The 6,335-nt window shown below is 70.5% G+C and carries 6 protein-coding genes; all 6 read right to left on the reverse strand.

Translation table 11 applies throughout. The annotated features are described in order from the left end of the window. The 6 genes from OXS27_RS27260 to OXS27_RS27285 all read right to left on the reverse strand — a co-directional run bounded on the left by OXS27_RS27260 (position 1) and on the right by OXS27_RS27285 (position 6,185). Positions 1–1,398, reverse strand: coding sequence for an L-serine ammonia-lyase (locus tag OXS27_RS27260; protein ID WP_267360345.1), 1,398 nt, complete (start codon positions 1,396–1,398; stop codon positions 1–3). A gap of 377 nt (positions 1,399–1,775) precedes the next feature. Next, positions 1,776–2,003: a hypothetical protein gene (locus OXS27_RS27265; RefSeq protein ID WP_267360347.1), complete on the reverse strand. Its 228-nt coding sequence runs from the start codon at positions 2,001–2,003 to the stop codon at positions 1,776–1,778. Positions 2,004–2,388: 385 nt separating this feature from the next. After that, entirely contained in the window at positions 2,389–2,997 is a 609-nt protein-coding gene (locus OXS27_RS27270; protein ID WP_267360349.1) for a hypothetical protein, read from the reverse strand. A 259-nt stretch (positions 2,998–3,256) separates the two neighbouring features. Beyond that, positions 3,257–5,050, reverse strand: coding sequence for a LysM peptidoglycan-binding domain-containing protein (locus OXS27_RS27275; protein ID WP_267360351.1), 1,794 nt, complete (start codon positions 5,048–5,050; stop codon positions 3,257–3,259). Positions 5,051–5,152: 102 nt separating this feature from the next. After that, positions 5,153–5,632 (reverse strand): YidB family protein, encoded by a 480-nt coding sequence (locus OXS27_RS27280; protein ID WP_267360352.1) that lies wholly within the window; start codon positions 5,630–5,632, stop codon positions 5,153–5,155. Positions 5,633–5,801: 169 nt separating this feature from the next. After that, positions 5,802–6,185, reverse strand: a complete 384-nt coding sequence (locus tag OXS27_RS27285) for a CsbD family protein (protein ID WP_267360354.1) — start codon at positions 6,183–6,185, stop codon at positions 5,802–5,804. Between the last annotated feature and the right edge of the window lie 150 nt (positions 6,186–6,335).

The raw sequence follows: 6,335 nt of genomic DNA on the forward strand, positions 1-6,335 counted from the left end.
TCAACATTCCGGAAGATTGACCGCGAGGCCGCCGGTCGAGGTTTCCTTGTACCGGACGCTCATGTCGCGCCCCGTCTGCTTCATCGCCTCGATGCAGTTGTCGAGCGGCATGATGTGGCTGCCGTCGCCGCGCAATGCCAGCGACGCGGCGGCGACGGCCTTGATCGCCCCGAGGCCGTTGCGCTCGATGCACGGAACCTGCACCAGCCCGCGGATCGGGTCGCAGGTGAGACCGAGGTGATGCTCCAGGGCGATCTCGGCGGCGTTCTCGACCTGCGCGTTGCTGCCGCCGAGCGCGGCGCAGAGACCGGCGGCCGCCATCGCGGCGGCCGACCCGACCTCGCCCTGGCACCCGACTTCGGCACCGGAGATCGAGGCGTTGGTCTTGATCAGGCCGCCGATCGCCGCAGCCACCAGCAGGAAATCGCGAATACCGGTCCGATCCGCGCCGATGCAGTGGTCGCGGTAATAGCGCATGACCGCAGGGACGACCCCGGCGGCCCCGTTCGTCGGCGCGGTCACGACCTGTCCACCGCCGGCATTCTCCTCGTTGATCGCCATCGCGTAGACCGACAGCCAATCGTTGGCGACGTGCGGCTGTACGCGGTTGGTGCCCCGCTCGGACAGCAGCGCCTGATGAATGTGCCGGGCGCGGCGGCGGACATTCAGGCCGCCCGGCAGGGTTCCGTCGGTGGCCAGACCGCGATCGATGCACGCGTCCATGACGCCCCAGATCCGATCGAGGCCGTCGTCGAGATCGGCGTCGCTGCGGCTGACCGTTTCGTTCGCCCGCTTCATCGCCGCGATGCTGCGGTCCGACGCAGCGCCCATCGCGAGCATCTCGGCGGCGCTTCCGAACGGATAGGGGCGCAGCACGGAGGCATCGACGGCCTTGATGTCGCCCCCGGCCAGTTCCCCCGCGGTCAGGACGAAGCCGCCGCCGATCGAATAGTAGGTCTCCGTCAGGTACGGGACGCCGTCCTGGTCGGTGGCGCGGAAGATCAGGCCGTTGGCATGGCCCGGCAGGGGCGGGCCGTAATCGAACACGACCCCCTGCCCGGCCGCGAACGCGATCGGGGGAAGCCCCGGGGCATCGATCCGACCCGTGCCGCGCAGCGCAGCCTCGCGGCGCGCGGCCTCATCCGGATCGAGCGTATCCGGCCGGAACCCGAGCAGGCCGAGGATGACCGCCCGATCCGTGGCGTGCCCCTGCCCGGTGAAGGCGAGACTGCCGTGCAGGACGACCTCGATGCGGAGCGAAGCCGGCGAAGCGGCCGCGCGGCCGCTGCGCTCGCGCAGCGCATCGAGGAAGCGCGCGGATGCGAGCATCGGTCCCATCGTGTGTGAGCTCGACGGCCCGATGCCGATCTTGAAGATGTCGAAGATGCTCAGGAACATCGGGACCTCACATTTGCCGTCGCCGGGCGCTGCGCAGCCGATCGACGCCGATGCGCCCTGGTAGCGGAGGCGATACCCGGCGCGCCACATCTGCCGCAGCGGGCGGGGCCGTTTCGGTCTCGCCCGGCAGGCCCGAACGACCGCAAAGCCGGATCCGTGCCACGGTCAGGCCTGTCCCCTCCCCCCGGATCGCAATGCGGCAGGCCAAGGTCGGCGGCAACGGTCTCGCGCGGTCGAGGAAGATCCGTTCAGACTGGGTGCGGCGACGCAGGCCCAGCGGCAACCTGGCGCGAAGATGCGACCGCCGCCTGCGTGTCCGCATGCTTTCGCAGTGACACGTTCCCGGCCGCGTCGGCCTTGCCGGCGTGGAGCGTCCCCTAGCGGCGCGGCGTCTTGGCCGGCTCAGCGCCGAGGCGCCGCATGCAGGCGTGGTAGAGTTCCGCCCCCAGTCCGTAAGGCGAGAGGCCCTTCGGGTTCGGGGCTGTGAAGACGTGATTGCGTGCCTCGTCGCGGCACCTGGCGTCCTCGGGGCCCTTGATCGGCTGGTTCTGCGCAAAGGCCGGCGACAGCACGCCCGTCAGCAGGACGGCCGCGGCGAGGAGCATTGGAACCGCCCTCACTGGCCGCACCCGGCTTGGCAGGCCTCGACCGCACAGCTTGCGAGGTAGATCATCGTTCCCTTCATCGTCATGTCTTGTGGAGGCATGTCGTGCGGATGAACACGGCAGAGCAGCGGACGCCCTATGATCCGGCGAGCAGACCGGCAGACTGGATCACGACTGTGACAAGCATGCAGACGGCGGCCACAGCTACGGCATACGACACGATTTTCATGGCCATCTTCATGGCAGGGCTCCGGGCGCTGTAGGCCTCCCCTGGTCGGAGGCCGAATGGAGAGGGTGGGCCGTGGTCCACGATCCGAGGGTGGAGATGCGCGATCGGCCGCCGTGAGCGGACCCGCCTCTGGGCCGGAGGCGGGTCGTTGTCCGATCAGCGCGTAGGCTGGGGGATCAGGTTCCTGGCCTCTTGGACCGCATCGCGGCAGGACTGATCGCCCTTGGCGTTAAGATCCGTCGCGCGCTGCAGCGCGGTCTTGGCCTGCGAGATCTTGTCTTCCGTGGAGAGGCTCGCGGAAGCCGAGGGGGCATCGCCCTGCTGCGCCTTCGCGGCGGCGGTCGGCTTGTTCTCGGATTGCGCCCGAACGTCAGCCGGTGAGGTGGCGACCCGGCCGCTCGCCACGGCGTCGGCCTGCGCGGTGCCGGTTGCGGCGGCGACGGGCCCCGCTACGCCACCGACCGTCCCCGGCGAGCCGCCAGCTTCGCGGCTCGCGCGGTCACCCGGCTTGTCGCCGGCCTTGGACGCGGTCCCCGTCGTGTCGGCTGATTGCGCGTCGGAACCCGCGTTCGGCCCCTTCCGCTGTCCCGCATCCGGCTGGGAGACGGGCGCCCCCATTCCGACCTGAGTCCCGAGTTCCCGCTTCAGCTTGGCGATGTCATCCGTGCACGGACCGCCTTCCTGGGCAGAGGCCACCGTGGTGGCGAGGCCGAAGGCGGCCAGGGCGGCTGCGCCGCACATCATCTTCAGACGCAAAGACTTCATCCTTCTATGTTGGCGGCCATAGAACAGTGTCTTAGAATTTTCGTTCATGTGTCAGTGGATATAATCGCCCGTAAGCGACAACTTGCCACTGTGTATGGATGAATGACGAATGTGATTCGTGATTCACCGGCGTCCGCGGGGATCGACTGAAGGTCGTCAGCACGATGAACCTCGCAGCGGACGCACTGCTTTTCCGCAACGGTGGCGTTCGGAACCCACGCCCGTGCGGCCGGCGATGCGAGCTTGCCGCTCGGCGGCCTCAACGGGGCTGCGTATCCGCGCCGCCTTTTCCATCGTGCTCCGGCGGCAGAACGAAGACCTGTCCGGGATAGATCAGATCGGGATCCTGGATCTGCTTGTGGTTGGCGTCGAAGATCAGGGTGTAGCGCTCGCCCTCGCCGTAGGCGCGGCGGCTGATCCGCCAGAGGCTGTCGCCGCGCTCGATACGGACGGTCCCGATCCTGGGGACGTCGATCGCGGAGGCGCCGCCGGTCCCGGACGGACCGGCGGCCGCAAGGCTGCCCGTCGTCGGGGTCCGAACCTGGTCCGCCGGGTGTGGACGGGGCGGGATCGCGTTCCCGGAGGTCCGTTGCTCCGCGATGTCCGGTCCGGCGGCCTGAAAGGCCGAGCCCTGCTGCGCGGCGGCGTATTCCACTCCCCTATCGTGGCCGGGATCTGGCGCCTTGAACGGGACCTCCGCCCGGTCGCGGACCTTGCCCGTCGCGGGATCGACCCAGTCGAGCCGGACCGTGTAGTCCCCCGGCTTTACACCCTGGCCGATGGCGAACGTCACTGTCCCGTCGCGCCCCACCGTAGCCGGGGCGATCAGCGTGCCGTTCAGGTAGAGCCGCAGGTCGGCCCCGGGGGCTCCGCGCGCCGTGACGAACAGCTTCCCGCCGTCCTGGGCATCGATGCTCGCCACCGTTGGCGGGGTTGGCGCCCTGTCGGAGGAGGCCTCCGCCCGGTGCGGATCTTGCGGCGGATGAACGGAATCGGACGCCGTCTCGCCGTCCTCTCTACCCGCTCCGGCCCGCGACGTGTCGATTTCGGAGCCACGCGGAGCAGGCTTGGGTGTCGATGCGTCCCGGTGCATCGCGGGCGGGTCCTGCTTCGCCGTCCCCTCCCCCTCGGCCCGGAGCGCCTGCCGCCCCGCCGCAAGAACCGGAATCGGGCCGGTCGCGGCTGAGCCGTCCGATTGCGAGAGGATCCTCGTCGGCTTGTCGGGTGCCGTCAGGGCGACGAGCGGCTTCACATCACGGGATGGTGCGACCAGGACGGCGATGCGCGTCGCGGAGCGTTGCATGTCGCCCCGCGAATCCATGGCCCGCAGCGCGATCTCGCTGCTGCCGGTCGGGAGGGGCGGCGGCACGATCGTGAATTGTCCGCCGGGATCGGCGCGTACCTGAGCCACCGGCTTGCCGTCGACGAGCAACGCGACGGCGGCGTTCCGCGCGGCCCGACCTGCGATTACGGCCTCGCCGTTCGGCTCGACGCGGACGACGTCGAAATCCGGCACGGCCGACGTAGGCATGGGCGCAGACGGGAGCCCGGCCGGCGTGCCCGGCCCGGGCGTCCGGGCAGACCCGGCCGGCATGTCGGCCGCCGAAGCCGGCGCGCGGGCGGACCCCGCCGCCAGGGGCGACAGGGCGGCCAACGGTTTCGCAGCATCGGAGGGTATGGCGGAACCGGCGTCGAGCCGCGCATCACGGCGCTCGTGGACAAGGCCGGCCAGCCCCGCCAGGAGCAGCAACACGGCAACGAGCCCGACGGCCAGGCTGCGGCCGCCCGTCATCCGGACAGCGGATGAGGGAGCGGCGGCAGCTTTCGTCAATGCGGCCTCGGTCGAGATGCGTTTGGAGCCGTGCCCGATCGCGTTGCGGTCCAGCACGGCTCCAAGCCTCTGTCGCGGCCCGCGCACGCGCCCTGAAGCGGTATCAGCCCCGGCGGAGAGCGTTCGACGCGGCCGCCGGCCGAGCAAGGCGGTGATGACCCCGAGACCGGCGAGCGCGGCGATGAACGCGGTGACGAGGATACGACGCAGGGCGGCCATCATGACGTGTCGATTCCCAAACGTCGTGACGGCGGCCGACGGATGCCGGCCCGCGTACGATGCCCGGCCGCCCCGAGGCGCGACCGGGATCTTCAGGCTTTCTGGTCAGGCGAGGCGACGCCCGTCGGTCGCGTAGCGGTCGATGGCCGAGGGCAGCTCGCGCGACAGGCGCGCGAGGAGGTCGGAGCGGCTCAGGCCGGTCTGCTGCGTGAGATGGTCGAGGGTCTGCGGGCCGATGGCGCGCTCCAGATCCGCCTCGGCGATGGCGTGGTTGTCACCCTGGTTGATCCAGGAGTTCGCCGCCACGCCGTGGCCGCCCTTGGTGAAGTGGTCGACGAGCTCGGCCAGCCCGCTGGCGATCAAGCCGCCGACCCCGGCCGAGCCGACGCCGCCCAGCACCTGCTGCAGGTTGGACGGGATCGTCGATCCGGTGGCCGGCGACGTCCGACCCACCGGCGGCACGAGCGTGCCATGGGCGTCCCTGGAGGGGGTGCCGAGCCACTCGGAGATCTTGTCCCGGTTCTGGTAGCCCGCTACCGCGAGCAGGCCCAGCAGGGCCGTCATCGAGGGATATCCCTTGCTCATAGCGCGTCCTTTCCGTGATGGGTCGGTGGGGTATTCTGGCCTTCGGTGGTCAGTAGCCCCGGCGCGGCGGCGTGGCCGCCCGGCCGGTGACGCGGCGCGTGATGAACGCGATCACCCGGGGAAGGACGAGAGCGGTGAGAAGCTTGCGGATCACCGGGATCTCCGGAGGTCAGCGGGAGGAGCGGGCGAGCCAGCCCAGCGCGAAGGCCACGCCCACGAAGGCGAGCAGCGTCGTCGCGCGGTTGGCGTCGGCGTAGCGGACGGCGCGGCGGCCGTGGGTCGTCACCCGGTGGCGCGCCGCCTCGGCATAGTGCCGGCCGTCGTCGATGAGAGCGTCGGCCCGCTCCCGCACTTCGTGGGCGAGATGGCGGCCATCCTCGGCGAAATCCTCTGCCCGGTCCCGGGCACGGCCGTAGGCGTACTGAGCGCCACCAGCCACCTGATTGACGGCTCCGCGCACCTGGCGGGCCGGGTCGCCGGCGAGGCCGCCGATGGCGGTCTGCGCGCGACCCTTGAGGTGACGGGACGCGCCACGGATCTGGTCGCGGTTCATGTCGGTCTCCTGTGGTGGATTGAACGAGCCCCGCATGGGGGGCGAGAGACGGCGCCGGCCGGGCCGGCGCCGCGACGGGTCAGTCTGTGGTCAGTGCTTGCCGGTGATCTTGTCGGCGAGGGACTTGGCGCCGTCCTTGACCTCGCCCGT

The organism is Methylobacterium sp. GC_Met_3 (genome assembly GCF_026540775.1).
In the GTDB taxonomy this organism is placed as follows: Bacteria; Pseudomonadota; Alphaproteobacteria; order Rhizobiales; family Beijerinckiaceae; genus Methylobacterium.